The sequence below is a fragment of the Leptolyngbya sp. FACHB-321 genome (genome assembly GCF_014695975.1).
Classification (GTDB): Bacteria; Cyanobacteriota; Cyanobacteriia; order Leptolyngbyales; family Leptolyngbyaceae; genus Stenomitos.
Genome location: NZ_JACJPI010000076.1, coordinates 1 through 15,049 on the forward strand (window position 1 = coordinate 1; position 15,049 = coordinate 15,049).

The following is a 15,049-nucleotide window of genomic DNA, read 5'->3' on the forward strand; positions in this document are numbered from 1 at the left end:
GACTTAGAGTTGCTGTTGCTGGACGTACTAGAAACGTTGAGCGTGAAGGAACTGGAAGTGCAAACCCAGGGCGGGCATTGGTATCTGCTCCGCATCCGTCCCTACCGCACACTCGAAAACCAGATTGATGGCGTGGTCTTGGTGCTCATGGATATTGATGCCCTCAAGCGTAGTGCCACGACACTCGAAGCGGCGCGAAACTATGCGGAAGCGATCGTCGAAACGGTGCAGGTGCCGCTAGTGGTGCTGGAGTCTGATTTGCGAGTCAATAAAGCCAATCGCTCGTTCTATGACACGTTTCAGGTCGCACCGCTCGAAACTGCCCAAACGTTGATCTTTGAGTTAGGCAACGGGCAATGGAACATTCCTGGACTGCAAGCGCTACTGGAGGATGTGTTTAGCCATGATGCGGTGCTGCAAAACTTTGAGGTCGAGCATGAGTTTGAGCGCATTGGGCAAAAAACCATGCTGCTGAATGGTTGGAAGATTCGCCAAGACGGAGAGACTCAACGGCTTTTGCTGTCGCTCGAAGACATCACCGAGCGCAAGTACTTTGAAACGGAGCGCTCACAACTTCTGAGCCAGGAACAGGCGGCACGGCAGGCAGCGGAAACTGCCAGTCGTGCGAAAGATGAATTTTTGTCGAACCTCTCCCATGAACTTCGCAACCCGCTGAATACGATGCTGGGCTGGGCACAAATTCTCCGCCAGCGCCAACAGGATGACGCAACAGTTGAGCGGGCACTCGACATTATAGAGCGGAGCGCCAGAGCGCAGTCTCAACTCATTGAAGACATGCTGGACATTGCGCGGATTACCAGCGGCAAGCTGCACCTCAGCACACACCTGCTGGATCTAAGCACCCTTATCAATAATGCAGTCGAGTCTGTCCAACTGGCTGCCGACGCTAAAGCGATTCAAGTGGTGGCGCAAGTCAACTCTGCCACCGTGGTGGGGGATGTTGATCGCTTGCAGCAAGTGTTGTGGAATCTGCTGTCTAACGCCATCAAGTTCACACCAGCCGGTGGACGGGTGGACGTCACGTTAGCAACGGTGCAGAATCATGCCGCCATTCGCGTGACGGATACAGGACAGGGCATTCGGGCAGAGCTACTGCCTTATGTGTTCGATCGCTTTCGTCAGGGCAATTCCAGCACTAGCAAAGATAAGCAGGGGTTGGGTTTGGGGTTGTCGATCGCCCGGCAGCTTGTGGAACTGCATGGCGGCACTGTGCAAGCAGAAAGCCCTGGCGAAGGACAAGGCACTACGCTGACTGTACGCTTACCGCTGCGATCGCTGCCCGTAGACATCACACCACCTGGTGCGCTAGAACTGACCGCGATCGAGCCTCTAGCGGTTGAGCCTCAGGCGTTGCCTTCGCTGGCAGGCTTAACCATTCTGGTGGTTGATGATGAGGTGGATAGCCTCGACCTGAATCGCTGGACGCTGGAAGATGCTGGTGCCACAGTGGTCGCTGTGACCGCAGCCAGAGACGCGATCGCGGCTCTCACGGCGTCTCCTAAGCGGTATGATGTGCTCTTGGCAGACATCGGTATGCCGGATGAAGATGGACTGATGCTGATCCGTCAGGTGCGAGCGCTGGAGGCAGCAGCGGGAGGACAAATTCCAGCCGCGGCTATCACTGCCTACGTGACCGAGCGTGAACGGCAAGGGGCGATCGAGGCTGGGTTCCAACGACATCTGGCTAAACCGTTCGACTTGGCACAGTTGCTCTGGGTGGTGGCTGACCTAACTGGACAAGCCAGGGATGCGTCAGCCAAGCGTCAAAATTAGTGACTGGATAGGGGTTGCCAAAGACTCTGACTGCGTAAACTGTTAGAGGACTAAAGCCACCCCACCAACAGTCAGAGTTGGCTTAGTTATAGCATCAGAAAAATTCTGGTCGTTAGTGAGCAGTTGGAGTGAACTGTCCCATTCTGCAAAGTTAGCTTTAAGTTCTGAAAGCCTGATCTGGAAGAACTTAAAGCTATCATTACCTCTTTAGGACTACCAACGGATGAACTGCCCATTGTTTTTCATTTCACGGTACTGTTGGTACGATCGCTTCTATAACTTAATGAAAGTTTAATAGCGGGTTTGTAATCAAGGCAGTTGATCGCCTCTTCACTCAGCGCTTTGTAGGGATGAACAGGGCATTTTAGATGGTAATCATGAGTAAAAAAGGTGCAACGGGAGCACGGAACCTGGTGCAATCGTTGCACCTTTGTCCACCCCTGTGTGGCAGCCTTGCCAATTGACCATAAGAAGCTAACTAGAACAAGCCAAAGGCAAACGGTAAAAATAGTGCTCGTCATGACTGGGGTAGCATCAGCAAAAGGGGGATCGGTATGAGAAGCACTTGGGGTTGCATAGAGTTGTCGCCAGGTCGCTGAGAACATTGGAGTAAAAGGGCTGTAGACTTTGTCTAGCTAAGGGCTTTACGGCTGCACCCCTTCCTGACCTGAGTGGCGATATGATCACGCTCAGATCAACAGCTCGCTCTAGTCGCCGTATAGATGGGTTGCAGTTCTACCGCACCTGGTGCTTGAGGTTGCTCCAGGTTCGACCCATACAAATCGACAAAGCGCTTAAAGAGCTGCATTGTTTTGTGATTCACTTGACCAAGCTGGGCAGAACGGTGGATCTTTGCTTTGTTCAGCTTTTGGAGGTAAGGTAAATCCTCAAACACGGTTAAGCCCGCAGCAAGATGCAAGGCAATTTGCAGCAGCGGTCTTGGTAAAGCCAGATTGCTGTAGATATCAATGAATAACTTGTGCTCGTTCTGGCTCAACGGTAAGACGTTGAAGAGCACAGCAATTTTATTGCCGTTATGAACAGGAATACTCAGTTCAATGGTGTAAGGCGTGTGCAGCGTGAGCTCTACCTCAACTACAGGCTGTCTTACCAGGCTGAGTACATTAGGTGAAGCCTCTAGAACCGTTTGAAATTTCAGGCTACCCCCGATTGCGGTTGCTTCAAACTGACTCACATCAATCACTTTCAGGTTGTTCAGGCTAAAGCCATGCACTGATTCCAAATGCTTTAAATTCAACAGGTGATAGATCTGACACAGGTAAGGAATCGGTAAAACATATTCCTGAGTAATCAAGTGATATTTTTCCAATTGAAGCATTCTTGCCTCAGTTTGGTGACGATAAGCTGCGTGCTGAGGCGTAGTGGAACTCAGTTTGTAGTGCTTGAGCGTACTGATCTGATCGGCGCTTAAACGTTCGGTTGCCATCTTGGCTGGCTTTAGATCAAGCCATACAATGAAGAGCAAAGCAACCAGAAGCACCTGGGCAAGCGCGATCGCGCTTGCCCAAGTGCCAGCAGCAAAGCAGGCAAGGCTGCGATCGATAAGGGCAACCATCCAAGCAAAACTGCCAAAGTTCCAGAGTCTATCCCGAAGGTTGGTCACAAGCAGAGGCACTTTAGCCAACGCGCTGGTACTCATGCCATCATCCGCGTGATGGCGTTGTGTATCGTTAGTCATAGGTAGTTAAGATTGGTTTGCAGGCAAGCCCTTGCTGTACAGGCCGTCTGTTTCGGGCGACAGAGTAGTCTTAAAAAGCAGCAAAGCGCTGCTCTTTAGACCTTGATTGAGAACACACAAACACTACGATTGCGTCACAAGCTTGACCGTCGCGTTTTGTAAGCCGGGACGCTGCACGGCTGCTAACGTCTGATACACGGCATATTTTTGGTTGATGGCGTTAAGCAATTGAGACATATCGTGCTTTCTAGCCATGCCCCAGAGGTCGGTAATTAAATCAAGCGAACCGTCCTCGTTCTGAGACCAGCCCATGTCATAACCGCCCTCAAGCACGGCAACAATATCAGCCCGAACGTGTTGGCAATTAGAGCCACGCACCATCGCATCAGTCTGAACAACAAAGCCCAGTTGACGGAGAGAGTCTTGCAAAATAGCAATATCGGTCAATTTGCTGCGGAAAGTATTGAAGTGAGACATTGTAGATTCCTTAAGATTGAATGTTAACAATCAGTGAATGCAATGAACTGGAACTGCTGATGAACGCTCTTCACTCATCGTCTTTGTATCGATTGGTTACGAAGAAACAGTTGTGTAAAGATTTGTGCTTCCTTCAGAATGGCAGCCGTATGTTCGAAATTGAGTATAGGTAAGGGTTGCTTTTCTGTAGGAGTTGTAGAAGTTGTATAAGTAGCGTCAGAAGGTCCGTAGATTCACTCGGAAGACTGAAAGCGGCTCTACCAAATTGGGTAAGAAAACGATTACGATCAGCCAATAGTAAGAGTTTCACCTCTTAGCGGTGGTCGCTGTTGATCAACGATTGAAAGCGCCAATTAGTGCTGGACGCTGAATGTACAGCAGCATTCACGAGTCGGGCTTCGACGTAAGCGCTCAACCGAATGTAGCCAGAAGTCAGCAGTGAAAAAGGCTTCTGGGATGGCTTTCAAACTGAGTGACGTACTTTATTTACTTAAAAGTAATTTATGCTTGGACGCGACATCATTGTCATTGGCACGTCAGCCGGCGGACTCAAAGCACTCGGCACAATTTTAGGCGCGTTGCCTCCTAACCTGGATGCGACTCTCTTCATCGTGCGGCACCTCGCTGCCGATCAGCCCAGCATCCTGCCCCAAATTCTTGCCGATGTCGGCTCTCTCCCGGTCTCTCACCCTACTGACGGCGAAGCCATTCAAACGGGACACATTTACGTTGCGCCGCCCGATTACCATCTCTTGGTCAACCAAGGCTCGATGCGCGTGGTGCGTGGACCGCAAGAAAACCGCTTTCGACCCGCGATCGATGCGCTCTTTCGTTCCGCTGCCCGTGCGTATGGTGCCAGAGCCGTGGGTGTTGTGCTCACTGGCTATTTGGATGATGGCACCGTGGGCTTGCAGGCAATCAAGCAGCGTGGCGGCGTAGCGATCGTGCAGGACCCCAACGAAGCCGAATATCCCAGCATGGCCAAGAGTGCGTTGCGGTACGTGAAGGTTGACCACTGCCTGCCACTGGCGGAAATCTCAGACCGGCTTGTGCAGTTGTCCCATACACCTACCGCTGAGGCGGAGATACATCCTATGAGTGACGCGCTCGACATTGAAGCCAAAATCGCGGAACAGCAGATGAATACCCAGGAGTTGTTAGAGCACGTCGAAGCGATCGGCACTCGCACGACTTACACCTGCCCCGAATGCAACGGCAGTATCTGGCAAATTGGTCAGGACGAGCTACTCCGGTTTCGCTGTCACATCGGGCATTCCTTTACAGCGAATGTGTTCCTAGCAGAGCAAACGCAGAATGTTGAAAATGCGCTGTGGACGGCGGTGCGGGTCATGGAGGAAAAAGTCACCTTTTCGCGTCAGATGGCGGAGCAGATGAAAAACTACAACTTACAGAAGGCAACAGCCAAATACGAAGAGCACGCCAAACAGCTGGATGCTGAGGTGGCACTCATTCGAGGCATTATTCTCGACGGCTTTGCGACTAAACGCGCCGTTGCCGCAGTCGAAGAGGAGCAGCCAGAAGCACTGTAGCGCCAGACCTGCCGCCTAAAGTGTGAAACTGAGCACGGACACTAGACGCGTTCTGTGTGTTCCGTTAGGCTTGCCACCAGGACAAAAACGTTCGGATCCCACCCCGTTGGCCCACAGCATTTCCTCAAAGCACAGGCACTGAAGTATCATGCTGCTGGTTAAGACCCGTTGGCTCAGTTGGAGCCGCTTTGATCGCTAAGCGATCGCACCTAGTAACCTCGACTAGAGCCATAGTCGAAAAGTTTGTGACATAAACTTCCAGTTGGGCTTCTGGTAGTGCTTCAAACAAAAGTCGCTCTCTGGGAAAAATGACGCGTTCGAAGTACCAGTTTGGCAGATTGGTAATCCGAACAAGCTTAATTTTCCGAGTGTTATTGGAGTAGTAGCAGAGAATGCGATTCGCACAATCAGCAGGCAAGCTATCTAAAATTTGAGTCATTGTGATGCCTTTTATAAGGTTTACGACCAGTGCAGTTTTGTGGCGATCACGCCTAGCAGGACGACCAAACTGAGCGCTCACTGAAAAGAGTTAACACCCTGAAAAAGTTCCTGCTAGGCCCAGGTAAACAGAGAGCCAAAAGCCACTGCCTCTAGCCCCTTGTGCTTGTTGCCGCTGGTCATTGAAAGTGTTAAGTTAGGTCGCTACAAGCTAGACCAGAAGCGGTAAATTTGGCTTTTGAGCAAATGCAGTACATTAAACTTCTTTAACTCAAAAGAAAGTAAGTCTGACGTTAAAAAGCAGTATGCTCCTTCACTGTTAAAGCTCGTGTCTGAGTTCATGCCTTACTTGCGTCTAACTTAGACAAAGACAACTAAAACATTCAAAAGTTACAGACGAGGCTTGACTGCTTTACCTAATCAGATACAGAACTTCTTTGGTGCTTTCTGCTGTAGTAAGAACCATTAAAGCTGGTTAGAGGAGTCTGATTCATGGCTGCAATCCGCGTCACAGGACCCAAGTTTCGTCAGACCCAATGGGTGAGTTTTATTGGTGGCGAAGGGGCTGTGCGAAGCTACACACCTGGCGCTGGCAGCTGGACTTACCTGATTGAAATGACACTGGGTCCAGAACCCAACTTTGGCAGAGTGGGCGCCGAAACAACAGTGATGCTCAATGAGGCCGATCTGCGTGCAGCCTGACCTCAAAGCGAAATTATTCACAGAGCTTCTAGTGGCCTTGCTCGTCGTGATGCTCTGGATCAGTAGCTTGGTCTTGCTTTCACTAGACATCACTAGACATCGCTCCGCTAGCAATCATCGGGAGCGTGCCTGCTGTGTGAGGGCGAACGTGTATGCAGACTGGGTGCTTTAGCGTGGCGCCTGCTGCCATACCGGAAGTTGTGGTGCCGAGCCAGCACCGTTGCCATCACTGGGTCGGACCATGAGCACTTACACTGTACGCACTCTTGCCCGAGCAGAAGCGCTCTCTTAATCACTGGCAGCAACATGAGTAGCCTTGGCTTCCCTGGTATCACCTACCGTTGGTTCGGCAACTTAAACCACAAAGGCACCACGCTTCAAAGTCTTTCAAGGCTGGTGTGTTAGCAGCCCTGAATTTAAACCAAGGTTAAAGCAACGAGGAGTTACCGATGTGTGGTTCAAGGTGCTGGCGAGCGAACTCAAAGACTGAAGGTGAACTGATACTATAGCCATTGCCACTAAGGTTGCGGTGAACTCTAAAACTCACTAAGCAGCAGCGTCCGTTTGCAAAAATGCAATGCCGCAAGCTTTATGGCGACCGCTATACATTTAAGGAAACGTTCCGCCGCTCCTTGGCTGCCTTACACGGCCTGCCCTCAGTATCAGGTGCCTGATGATCCCCTTCCTCATGGTTCCAGGGGTGGGGTACCGATCAAAAGCTGAGGCAGGCGGGTTGGACGTTAGTGCCCACGGCTCAAGCACAAAACGCTTTGATGCGACCGGCAGTACAACAGGTCTAAACCACTGTTTGCTTCAAGAAACCAACCCATTGCCGCTCCTCAAGCTCTTTTTGAGGCAGTAACAACGCCGCTTCGATCGCTTGCCGCACAGCAGTCGTCACGGCACAGTTGCTGTTAAGGCAATCAAGTAAGAGCTGACTCGCGTCATAGTACTGTTGCAAGCACTCTTGCTGCTCTGGGCTCAAAGGCCATGACTGCTGAGTTTGACGGTGCTTTATGATCGCCGCTTTTAACTGTTCTAGCCAAGCTAGATAATTTGTTTGCCACCAGGCCTGCACACTTTTTTGGCTTTTGGTTCGCTCAGGGAGTTGCGCTTGCAATGCTTGCAGCGCGTGATGTAACTCCATATCAAGCGTCATAATCAGGGCATTGTTGAGGGCCTCGACACAGGCTTGTGCCAGGGTGGGATCAGCGCTGGAGGCAAGAGCACACTTCAGCATTAAGTCATCTAACACCATGTCCAGAAAAAACTCCTGGTTCAAAGTGGAGTTAAGCGCTAAGAGCGGGACAAGATGGGGCTTATTAGCAAGGGCAAAGTAAAAAGCGCGGATGGCAGCAGGCGGTGGCGGCGTCGCCAGAGACTTCTCGCTTACCCAGGCTAAGAACTTCTGTAGAGCGGGATCGTGAGCCACGAGCGCCTCCCTTTGTTGCATCATTAACTGCAACAGGGAGTCTGCATTACTCAACATGGTCGCCGTCAACAAAAAGATTTCTCGCCAGCGGGGTTCAGTCAGATGCCTGACTAGCTCCTCTAACGCTTGATTGGAGGCTTGGAGTTTGTGACTGGCAACAATTTTGCGAGCCGTAAAATATTCTTGAAACGTCAAAGAAGAGAAGGAGAAAATGCCTTGCACTCGTTCTGCTAGCAGCCCGTGTTGGAGTTCGATCGCCTTGAGCATGTCTTCACTCTCTAACTGTAAGACTTCTGGCTCTTTCGAAGCATTTGGTAAGCCACTGAGATAAGCACTGATGTGCTGTTCCACAGCCTGTTGGGCAAAGAAATAATCGCCTTGCTCAAAGGTGACGGCGGCAATCTGACTCAGCAGTTTCAGCTTTTGGGGCAGTAAAAAGCCGTGAGACATGGCGTCCCGCTCAAGGCCTTTAGTTTCGTCCCATTTACGCAGCAAAAGATCTAAACATTGCTTAGAGAATTCCGCTCGCTGGGTGGGAAACTTGCCCTGCTGCTGAAACACCCAGCAGATAAGATGCAGAAACAGCGGTGTCACCGCCAGCCGACGGAAAGACACATTTTCTGGCCAGTGTAATTGCTGGACAAACTGTGCTGCCTGCGACTGTCCGTCCTGCCGCTGCGGTTTCGCCAGGGTGGTAAACCACTTTTGAGCAAACGCCTCCATCTGGTCTGACGTAAAGGGAGCCAGCTCGACATCAGTGAACCGTCCAAGCTGAGCGGCTTTCGTGGCGGTACGGCACGTCACAACAAACAGATTCTGTTGATACTTTTCAGACAGTCTGCGAATTTCCTGCCCAATGACCCGACGCTCTGGCAGCAGCACTTCGTCTAACCCATCGAGCAAGAGCAAGACTCTGCCCGCTTGCAGTAGCGTTTCCAGCACAGACGAGTCTGCCAGACCAGATGTGAGGAATTCGTCACGCAGATAGTTGAGCAAGCTGAACTCGCCTTCGGCTCGCGCTTCAGCGGCAAAATCCCTCAAGGTGACAAAAACGGGCACCCGCTCAGCGGCAAAGCTGCCTCGGTTACACCACGTTGCTAGATGTTGCAAGAACGTCGTTTTACCTGCCCCTGGTTTCCCCAGTACCCGCAGCTTCGAGTAGATCTCGACGGCTTGCAGGCCCGCCATTTGAGTTTGGGATGCGTCTCTTAAGCCAAAGTGATCAAATTCTTTCGGTGTGAAGCGTTGCAGATCAGCTAACTCTAACCACTGCTGGCTCGGAAGCTCCTCCAGCATATTGACAGCAATATAAAGGTCGTCCAGTTTGGCAGGGCGGCTCATATCCAGCAGTTGCAAGGTGCCACATTGCGCCTGGATTCTAGCCTGACGCTGTGCTCGCACCTGTCGGACGAGCGTGTCGATCGCTACAGCCGGCGCGTTTGCTCCTGATTCCGGAAAGGCGGCAGGTGGATCAACCGCAATGGCTCGCCAATCCAAATCTAGAATGGCACAAAGCTCCTGAAAAACCTGACGCTCAACGGGTTGTCCTGTGAAAAACCGCCAGACCGATTGGCGTGTTTTTAACCCCACTTCCCACGCCAGATTTTCTTGCGTCCACCCTTTAAGGTCAAACGCGCGTTTGGCTTGTTGAGTGCCGAGTAGTGATGCTTGGAGCGAGCGCTTGACCATAAGAGAGAACTCCTGGTCTTGCTCTCCACAACTTATACATCATGACGTATGACTTGACAGTTTGCCTCTGTAGCGCTAATCCTTCGCTTGACTGAAAGCCGGTGATGGAGCCAAGCTTTTCAAGCGTTTGGCACCTTCGACGCCCCACAGTCCCACCTTAGTCCGAGTTTTTGGGGTACTTTTTGAGACTTTGTCTCAGTGAGCTGCAAGTCAGACATGTACTCAAACATGATCTCTAACATCAATGTGTCAGCCTAGTTTTGATGGCTACATTGCCGAGCGAGACCGAGCAGAGAACTTCAACATGAATGAGACGGAGTCAGTCTTGCAGTCTACTCCACGCTCCCAGGTGGCAGCGTTGAACCTGGAGTTAGAGCAACAGTCACAAGACCAGGTAGCACAACTGCAGCGCTCGTTGGAGTTAGCGCAAGTGCTGCGACAGGTGACGGATCAAATGCGCCGCACCCTGGACTCAAAGACGGTGCTGACCACGATTGTGCAAGAAGTCCAAACGCTACTGCACACCGATCGGGGCGTGATGTATCAGTTTGGGCAGGCTTGGCTGGGTGAGGTCGTAGTGGAAGCCGTGCGAGCGCCGTGGCACTCGCTCTTGGGCAAGCAACATCAAGATGATTGCTTTGCAGCCGAACACGGGCAGCAATATCTGGAGGGGCGCGTACGCGCCATCGCTAATGTCATGCTCTCTGACCTGACGCCCTGTCATAAGGCATTGCTGCAAACCATGCAGGTGCAGGCCAATCTCGTCGTGCCCATTCGCATCGGCAACAACCTTTGGGGCTTGCTCATTGCCCATGAGTGTAACGCTCCTCGCGTCTGGCAACCGTTTGAACTCGATTTACTGCAACAACTGGCTGACCAAGCGGCGATCGCGCTGCACCAAGCGGAACTCTACGAGCAAAGCTGCGTGGCTACGCTTACGGCGAGGGCACAAACGCGGGCGCTGCAGCGGACCACGATTGAACTCACTCAAACGCTGCAAAGGCTCCAGCAAACGCAAAGCCAACTGGTTCAAACCGAGAAGCTGTCTAGTTTGGGACAACTTGTGGCCGGCGTCGCCCATGAAATCAACAACCCGCTCAGTTTCATTCAGGGCAATCTGGCCCATGTCGCGGCGTTGAGGAAGGGCGTATTGTCTACGACGAGCAATGGGGATTCATCTCAGGCGATGAGCTAAAGACATAGACCGCTTGCAGGAAGTATAAGGAGGGAGCCAGTTCAAAGTTGAGGAGCGCGGCAATAATTAGGTTGAAGCGTCAGCTAAAGCGTCTGCGTCGGTTGCGCTAGCGGTTAGCTAAAAGACGAAAGGTTTGCAAGCGACGGTGGATATATTCAGCCACAATCCGCAAGCGCGCTAGTACTATACTTTCGGTTCGGCTGCTAGTCCAACCCCTTAGCTGGCTAATCTTTCTAGGTTTTCCAATGTGGCAACTAAGAACCCCTATCACTCGAAGAGCAGCACTAGACTTTTCGGCTTCTGAACAGTCTAGGGTTACTGTAACCCAGCTAGGCGATGATAGCGTGCAGCTGATTAATGCCGTTGAATATGTCAATTGGGGAAAGGCACAGCTCCAGTTCTTGGTTTGTGAAGATTGCGGCTATGTGGGATGTGCACCTGAAGGTTGGGTTGAACTCAAACGAGCCGACCCGTTAGTCCTCATTATGCCTGCGTTTACGAGCATCGGTGAAGCGTCTGAAATCATACACAGTGAATATTCACCGCCTTACTACCTTGTGGAGAGAGGCGCGATCTACGTGGAGCAGGAAATTTATACTAAGACATTTTGTCAAATCGCTGCGTTCCCTCGCTTGGAAACGTTAGCGCCCTTATCGGCTTGGGAAGCAGCCAAGCTCTTTCAGTTGGAAGCCCCCAGCCGTGTTTTAGGCCATCTTTCGACGCCTCTACAGTTCAATCAAGCGCTTGTGATTGCTTCCTCTGAGGGCAACTTCAGAGAGCAGACAAAAGCGTTAACCGCGTTAATTAACCGCTTATTAACGCAGCTTCATCCAGCTAAGTTGCAGCGCGTCACAGAGCAGGACCACATTATTTCGCTGTCTTTAGATCTGGCTGGGTTTCCTGAATGGCAAGCACTGAGTTATAACGGGTCACGCTATGCCTTATACCTTGAGCCGGGGTACGTCATTGAGTAGTCAAATGGTTGCCGCCTCACCCTGCATGGCACCGGACGGCGGCAAACGATCAGTTAGGCTTGAGATGAGGCTTGAGAGGAGAGGCACAGCCAGTACCTCTCGCCGTTAAGCTGTGGTAGGAGGGCATATGGGTTTTTACGATTGTTGCTGCATGGTGACCGGCGTCAGCCTTAAGGGTGCGAGCGCCGTTCTAGTCATTCTCGAAGGGACTAACGGCACGTTTCTTCCTGCTGCTCTCGCCATCAAGGGCACCTACAACCGTCTCGGTGCCATTGATACGCTTGAGGAGGACGAGAATGTGGCGCTCATCGAGGACTACTTGCGGCGCCAGCTTGAAGCTGGCGAGTTCCTTGTACAGCACGACTATCTTGAGCCCGGTTTAGACTACGAGCAGTACAAGGCCGAGTGGTTCCTTGAGGTCTTGGAGAGAAACATTAATGATGATCCAGAGACAGCACTCTTGAACCACCAGCCTCTAAGTTTCGCACTCGTCTGTCAGTCTGTATGGCAGTCGCTAGTCAGTTCTCAGTTAGGCGTGACTGCCGCTCCTGACAAGGACTTGTTGCGGGAGTTGTTTGACGGACGAACCATGCCTTACCACCTCTACAGCGCGCATCTCCCGGCCGGCCGGACACAACTGCTAGAGCTCCACACAATGAGCGCGTTCCTCAGTGCCCGCGGCATCCCTTGAGCAGTGGCCGAGGCTGGTGGTCAAGACGACCCTGAAGAGATGCAAGCGTACCTCCGGCTTGCCCGCGCCACGTTTGCTGGTTGTGTCCCTGTGCTGCAGGGCTTAGATGCCTACGCCCGTGAGGTTGAGGACTTGCTTACCGAAGGCTGAAACGCTCTGGCAAGCACAGCAACAGAACGCCACCGAGCAGTGCGCTGTACCTGACGATGCCCTGCAAGTCCTGATGTAAGCGTCGGCGCGGCAGTTCAAGTCCACAGTGACCGGCGTCTGCTAGGTGCTGACCGTCCATAGACTCAAGGCAAGTGCCAAAGGGAGGCGTACTTGCCCAGCGAGCAGCGGCATGATCAACTTACGGTTCAAAGGGCAAAAAAGCACCCGCTCGCTCTGACCGGGTTGGTTCTAGGGTGCCATTGGTAAGCACAGCTAACGTTCATATGGCGCTTCCTCTGCTGGACTAGCCGTCAACTGGCACAATTGCTAAAAGCCCTGCACCGCCGCTCTTTTCCTCTTTAATCCCGTTGCACCGTTGCGGATTGAGCAACTATGCGAACTGGCAGAAAAGCAAAACTGCTGCTGTGCAAAGTTTTCAAGGATCGTGCCAGTTTGTGGCTAGTCCAGGCTTAGTTTTAGCAGCGGAAAAATTCTGGTCGCTAGTAAGCAGTTGGAGTGACCTGTCCCATTTACGGAGCCTAGTCGATCATGGCTGAGGAACCTGTAAGGGCGCAAAATCGTTGTTTGTGATTCGGACTGTCCCATTTAGGGGTGAAAATGGGACAGCTCAAGCCGCTAGGTAGATAATGGGAGCGATCGCTGAAAGCTTTATTTCATGAGCTTTCTAGCCTTAACGACCACTTTTTGTCCGTTGCTATAACTAAGCCCTGTACGGCTTTTGTCTATGTGCTTGTGTTTGGGCAAGACAGTCTTGAGCGACGTACCGCTTCAATTACCCCTATCTACCACGTCTAAGTGTCTTGTTTCTTCGGATTACAAATTGCTATTCCTGTAATATGACACCTAAAGCCGCAAAGCCAGCACTGGCGAACAGAGCCGATTGAAAGCCTTCGGTTGCAGCAGATAGTAAGTTTTCTGAAGGTACATTAGCACCTGCCGAAAGCGAGTTTGTACGAGCTGTTGCGATCGCCATGACAGTCGCTAGCCCCACCGCAGAACCAATTTGCTGAAAGGTGTTGAGTAGACCCGACACTAACCCCTGCTCGTGACCTTCAACTCCGGTAGTCGCCAAAATCGTGACTGTAACAAAGCAGGTAACAATGCCTAATCCAACGAGCACGGTTCCCGGTAGAAGATCGTGAACAAAAATGCCATTGGTGGACAGGGCTGTTAATTGCAACAGTCCGATCATGGATAGAATTAACCCGATCATCAGAGTGAACTTCACCGTTGTTCGATGAACCAAGTGAGATGACAAGGGAGCAGCGACGATCGCCGCGACCGCATGAGGTAAAAAGGCGATTCCAGTTTGGAACGCGGTGTAATGCAAAATCTGCTGCATATAGAGCGTGAGAATAAAAACCATCGATGCACCAATTGCACTCACGAAAGCAGCAACTTGACTCGCTGCCATGAGTGAACGTTGAGCGAAAATATGAAGTGGCACCAACGGAACGGAGACCTGAGACTCAATCCAGATAAATAGCGCAAATAGAGCGATCGCCCCCATGCCTTTGAGAGCGGTTGCAGGAGATGCCCATCCCACTTCTGGAATTTGCACCAGCGTATAAACCAGCAGCATTAAGCCAAGCATCACCACGACAGTACCCGCTAAATCAATCTGTCGTTTGACTGTGGCTGCACGGCTTTCCTGAAGTAGAAAAGGAGTCCCAACCATCAGAGCTAATCCGATCGACACGTTGACAAACATCACCCAGCGCCAGCTTAGGGAATCTGTTAATAGCCCCCCCAGTAATACTCCAGCCGCAAATCCTCCGGCTGCCATTGCACCTAATGCACCTAATGCACGACTCCGTTTGGCATTTTCCTGGAGTGTACTCAAGACAATTGCCAGAATTGCAGGGGCAACCAGAGCTGCCCCCAATCCCTGAAAAGCTCTAGCGGCAATCAAGGCTACTTGAGATGGGGAGAATCCACCGACCAGCGAAGCCAATGTAAATACCCCCAATCCTAGTAAAAGTAGGCGACGACGACCAAACAAATCAGCAGCTCGACCGCCTAACAGCAGAAATCCACCAAATGTTAGAGAATAGGCGCTGACAACCCACTGTAGCTGTTGAGGAGAAAAGCCCAAACTTTGCTGGATTGAGGGCAGCGCGACATTGACGATCGAAAAATCGAGCACAATCATGAACTGAGCAGCGCAGAGAAGCACCAGCGCCAAGAATTGATAAGTTTTTGACGAACGGCTGACGTAAGTTTTCTGCATACGTGTG

At 51.6% G+C, this 15,049-nt stretch carries 11 protein-coding genes and 1 pseudogene; 7 read left to right on the forward strand and 5 right to left on the reverse strand.

Annotated features, from left to right (window positions below; genetic code table 11):
* Positions 1 to 1,794 (forward strand): ATP-binding protein (locus tag H6F76_RS22210; RefSeq protein ID WP_190511588.1); only part of this gene is annotated, 1,794 nt, incomplete at its 5' end.
* Positions 1,795 to 2,488: 694 nt separating this feature from the next.
* Here the strand turns inward: H6F76_RS22210 and H6F76_RS22215 are convergent.
* Both H6F76_RS22215 and H6F76_RS22220 read right to left on the reverse strand, forming a co-directional pair.
* Positions 2,489 to 3,493, reverse strand: coding sequence for a hypothetical protein (locus tag H6F76_RS22215; protein WP_190511590.1), 1,005 nt, complete (start codon positions 3,491 to 3,493; stop codon positions 2,489 to 2,491).
* 123 nt (positions 3,494 to 3,616) lie between these two features.
* Positions 3,617 to 3,970, reverse strand: a complete 354-nt coding sequence (locus H6F76_RS22220; RefSeq protein ID WP_190511592.1) for a DUF1257 domain-containing protein — start codon at positions 3,968 to 3,970, stop codon at positions 3,617 to 3,619.
* Between the two features lie 503 nt (positions 3,971 to 4,473).
* Between H6F76_RS22220 and H6F76_RS22225 the strand changes: the two genes are divergently transcribed.
* A complete protein-coding gene (locus tag H6F76_RS22225) occupies positions 4,474 to 5,520 on the forward strand; it encodes a chemotaxis protein CheB (RefSeq protein ID WP_190511594.1) in 1,047 nt (348 codons plus the stop codon).
* A gap of 124 nt (positions 5,521 to 5,644) precedes the next feature.
* Here H6F76_RS22225 and H6F76_RS22230 read toward each other — a convergent pair whose 3' ends face one another.
* On the reverse strand, positions 5,645 to 5,959 hold the full coding sequence (locus H6F76_RS22230; RefSeq protein ID WP_190511595.1) for a DUF1830 domain-containing protein: 315 nt from the start codon (positions 5,957 to 5,959) through the stop codon (positions 5,645 to 5,647).
* 491 nt (positions 5,960 to 6,450) lie between these two features.
* Between H6F76_RS22230 and H6F76_RS22235 the strand changes: the two genes are divergently transcribed.
* A complete protein-coding gene (locus H6F76_RS22235; RefSeq protein WP_190511597.1) occupies positions 6,451 to 6,660 on the forward strand; it encodes a hypothetical protein in 210 nt (69 codons plus the stop codon).
* Positions 6,661 to 7,251: 591 nt separating this feature from the next.
* A pseudogene (locus H6F76_RS31605) lies at positions 7,252 to 7,460 on the forward strand (hypothetical protein).
* Here the strand turns inward: H6F76_RS31605 and H6F76_RS22240 are convergent.
* Positions 7,457 to 9,781 (reverse strand): NACHT domain-containing NTPase, encoded by a 2,325-nt coding sequence (locus H6F76_RS22240; protein WP_190511599.1) that lies wholly within the window; start codon positions 9,779 to 9,781, stop codon positions 7,457 to 7,459. The pseudogene H6F76_RS31605 and the gene H6F76_RS22240 overlap by 4 nt on opposite strands.
* A gap of 244 nt (positions 9,782 to 10,025) precedes the next feature.
* Here H6F76_RS22240 and H6F76_RS22245 point away from each other — a divergent pair, with 244 nt between their 5' ends.
* The 3 genes from H6F76_RS22245 to H6F76_RS22255 all read left to right on the forward strand — a co-directional run bounded on the left by H6F76_RS22245 (position 10,026) and on the right by H6F76_RS22255 (position 12,641).
* Positions 10,026 to 10,976, forward strand: coding sequence for a GAF domain-containing protein (locus tag H6F76_RS22245; RefSeq protein WP_190511601.1), 951 nt, complete (start codon positions 10,026 to 10,028; stop codon positions 10,974 to 10,976).
* 344 nt (positions 10,977 to 11,320) lie between these two features.
* Entirely contained in the window at positions 11,321 to 11,950 is a 630-nt protein-coding gene (locus H6F76_RS22250; RefSeq protein ID WP_190511603.1) for a hypothetical protein, read from the forward strand.
* 127 nt (positions 11,951 to 12,077) lie between these two features.
* On the forward strand, positions 12,078 to 12,641 hold the full coding sequence (locus tag H6F76_RS22255) for a hypothetical protein (RefSeq protein ID WP_190511604.1): 564 nt from the start codon (positions 12,078 to 12,080) through the stop codon (positions 12,639 to 12,641).
* A gap of 994 nt (positions 12,642 to 13,635) precedes the next feature.
* Here H6F76_RS22255 and H6F76_RS22260 read toward each other — a convergent pair.
* On the reverse strand, positions 13,636 to 15,042 hold the full coding sequence (locus tag H6F76_RS22260; protein ID WP_190511606.1) for an MFS transporter: 1,407 nt from the start codon (positions 15,040 to 15,042) through the stop codon (positions 13,636 to 13,638).
* Between the last annotated feature and the right edge of the window lie 7 nt (positions 15,043 to 15,049).

What these genes read in the sequence shown, in the direction of transcription:
- H6F76_RS22215 (WP_190511590.1), bottom strand. Translation starts at nt 3,493, where the DNA reads ATGACTAACGATACACAACGCCATCACGCGGATGATGGCATGAGTACC.
- H6F76_RS22220 (WP_190511592.1), bottom strand. Translation starts at nt 3,970, where the DNA reads ATGTCTCACTTCAATACTTTCCGCAGCAAATTGACCGATATTGCTATT.
- H6F76_RS22225 (WP_190511594.1), top strand. Translation starts at nt 4,474, where the DNA reads ATGCTTGGACGCGACATCATTGTCATTGGCACGTCAGCCGGCGGACTC.
- H6F76_RS22230 (WP_190511595.1), bottom strand. Translation starts at nt 5,959, where the DNA reads ATGACTCAAATTTTAGATAGCTTGCCTGCTGATTGTGCGAATCGCATT.
- H6F76_RS22235 (WP_190511597.1), top strand. Translation starts at nt 6,451, where the DNA reads ATGGCTGCAATCCGCGTCACAGGACCCAAGTTTCGTCAGACCCAATGG.
- H6F76_RS22240 (WP_190511599.1), bottom strand. Translation starts at nt 9,781, where the DNA reads ATGGTCAAGCGCTCGCTCCAAGCATCACTACTCGGCACTCAACAAGCC.
- H6F76_RS22245 (WP_190511601.1), top strand. Translation starts at nt 10,026, where the DNA reads ATGTGTCAGCCTAGTTTTGATGGCTACATTGCCGAGCGAGACCGAGCA.
- H6F76_RS22255 (WP_190511604.1), top strand. Translation starts at nt 12,078, where the DNA reads ATGGGTTTTTACGATTGTTGCTGCATGGTGACCGGCGTCAGCCTTAAG.
- H6F76_RS22260 (WP_190511606.1), bottom strand. Translation starts at nt 15,042, where the DNA reads ATGCAGAAAACTTACGTCAGCCGTTCGTCAAAAACTTATCAATTCTTG.